Source organism: Spirillospora sp. NPDC049652 (genome assembly GCF_040675125.1).
GTDB lineage: Bacteria > Actinomycetota > Actinomycetes > Streptosporangiales > Streptosporangiaceae > Spirillospora.
On record NZ_JBFAOF010001048.1, the window covers coordinates 1 to 2345 of the forward strand.

General features: G+C 74.9%; 1 protein-coding gene and 1 pseudogene. Both read right to left on the reverse strand.

Annotated features, from left to right (window positions below; genetic code table 11):
* On the reverse strand, positions 1-1183 hold a 1183-nt coding region (locus AB0J52_RS36680), incomplete at its 3' end, for a SulP family inorganic anion transporter (RefSeq protein WP_500187512.1).
* A gap of 364 nt (positions 1184-1547) precedes the next feature.
* A pseudogene (locus AB0J52_RS36685) lies at positions 1548-2345 on the reverse strand (hypothetical protein); the annotation flags it as partial.

Sequence of the window (2345 nt, forward strand, 5' to 3'; positions counted from 1 at the left end):
GCCGCCGCAGCGCCAGCACCCCGGCGACCGCCATTCCGGCCAGCACCCCCTCGCCCAGCCCGAGCAGCAGCACCCCCGCCGCCGTCACCAGGTGGACGGGGACCTCGCGGTGGTTCCACAGGTCGCGTGGCCGGGCCCGGTCCAGCATCCGGAACCCGAGCACCACCAGCAACCCGGCCAGCGCCGACAGCGGGATCCGCTCGACCAGGGCAGCCAGGCTCACCGCCGCCACCAGGATCCAGACCCCGTGCAGGACGGACGCCGCCCGCGTCCGCGCGCCGGCGTCCAGGTTCGCGGTGCCCTGGACGACCCCTCCGGCGACGGGCAGCCCGCCGAGCAGCCCGGACACCGCGTTCGCCGCGCCCTGCCCCAGCAGCTCGCGGTCCAGGTCGGCGCGCGGCACCCCGTCCGGCCGCCGCCGCTCCACCGCGACCGCGCTCAGCAGTGACTCGACGGCCGCGAGCACCGCCACGGCCGCGACCGCTCCGACGATCTCGTGCACCGGCGCGTCCGGCAGCACCGGCGGACGCCAACCGTCGAACAGCCGCCCGGGAAGCTCCACGTGCCTGACGTCCCATTGGAGCGCCCACGCACCGACCGTGGCGATCACCACCGCCGGGACGGGGGCGGGCACCCGCAGGACCGCCCTCACCGCCCGTCCGCCGCCCTCGTACCGCCGACCCACATACGTCCAGAGGAGCAGGACGGCGATCGTCCCCAGCGCCACACCGGTCGAGGGACCGTGCGCGCGCACGAGCTGCCCCGGCAGTTCGGTCAGGTTCGCGAACGCCGACCCCTGCGGCCGACCGCCGAGCATGACGTGCAACTGCGACAGGACGAGCGCCAGCCCGACCCCCGCCAGCATGCCCTGGACGACCGCGGGTGAGACGGCCAGCGCCGCCCGCGCGACCCGCGCGACGCCCAGCGCGACCTGCAGCAGCCCGGCGAGCAGCGTCACCCCGCAGGCCGCGCGCCACCCGTAGGTGTGGACCAGCTCGGCGACGACCACCGCCAGTCCGGCGGCGGGCCCGCTGACCTGCAACGGCGACCCGCCCGCCAGCCCTCCGACGACCCCGCCCACGACCGCGGCGACCACACCCGCCGCCACCGGCGCCCCGGACGCCACCGCGATGCCCAGCGCCAACGGCACCGCGACCAGGAACACGACGAACGAAGCGCTCACATCACGCCGGACGTCCCAAGCTCTACGTGACTCATATCTCACGCTACGTATCCAAGCAGCCTCTGACCAGCCCGATCCCCCGAACCGACAACAGGCCCCGAACCAACAACAGGCTCCGGACACGCGACCGGGCCCGGACACCCGAACAGGCCGCGGATGTGCGAGGAGGCTCAGGTTCGCGAGGAGGCCCTGGGACACGCGAACAGGCCCGCATTCGAGAGGAGGCTCGGGTACGAGAACAGGCCCGGATAGGCGAACAGGCCGGGATGCACGAGGAGGCTCGGATATGCAAGGAGGTCCGGATAAGCGAAGAGGCCGCCCGGTGGGCGGCCTCTTCGATCTTTGTCGGGGTGGGGCGGGCGGGTCAGCGGCGGTAGTCGCGGTGGTTCTGCCAGTCGTCCTGCTGCTGCGGCGGGTTCTGCTCCTGGTTGCCGCCGTAGGACGGGTTGTAGGAGCCGTTGCCGCCGGACTCGTAGCCGGAGCCGTACGCCTGGGTGGAGTTCGGGTCGAACCCCCCGGTCGGGCGCGGCCCGGTGTCCCGGGACGCGAGCGGGTCGTTGCCGCCGTAGCCGCCGCCGAAGTCGCCGTAGCGGCCCGGCTCGCCGGTCGCGCCCGTCGCGGCCGGCTGGCCGCCCGTGGCGCCGCCGTACGAGCCGTACGAGTCGCGTCCCGAGGACAGCGGGTCGTCGTTGTACGTCGGCGCGGCCTGGTAGCCGCCGGTCGGACCGTTGCTGCTCCCGGACGGGCTGCTCGACGGGCTGTTCGAGCCGCTGAACGGGGGCGCGCCGAGCGGGTCGCTCAGCGGGTCGCCCAGCGAGTTGCCGAACGACTTGTCCGCGCCGATCCCGCCGCCGGACGAGGTCGGGCCGCCGCCGGAGGAGCGCTGCCGGTCGCTCTGGATGCGCTGCAGCAGTTCGTCCACGGTCGGGAGCTTGCCCTCGCCGGTGTCGCCGCCGGACGCGCCCGCGGCGGCCGGCTGCTGCGGCGCGGCGGGGGCGGGCGGCGGGGGAGCGGCCGGAGCGTCCCAGCCGCCGGTGCCGGAGTCGGCGGCGGGCGACCGGTAGCCGGAGGTGTCCTCGCCGAGGCCGCCGAGCGGCAGGCCACGTGGCTGGCGATCGTCTGGAATGACCCGATCAACCTCATGTCGTACGTGACGTACGTG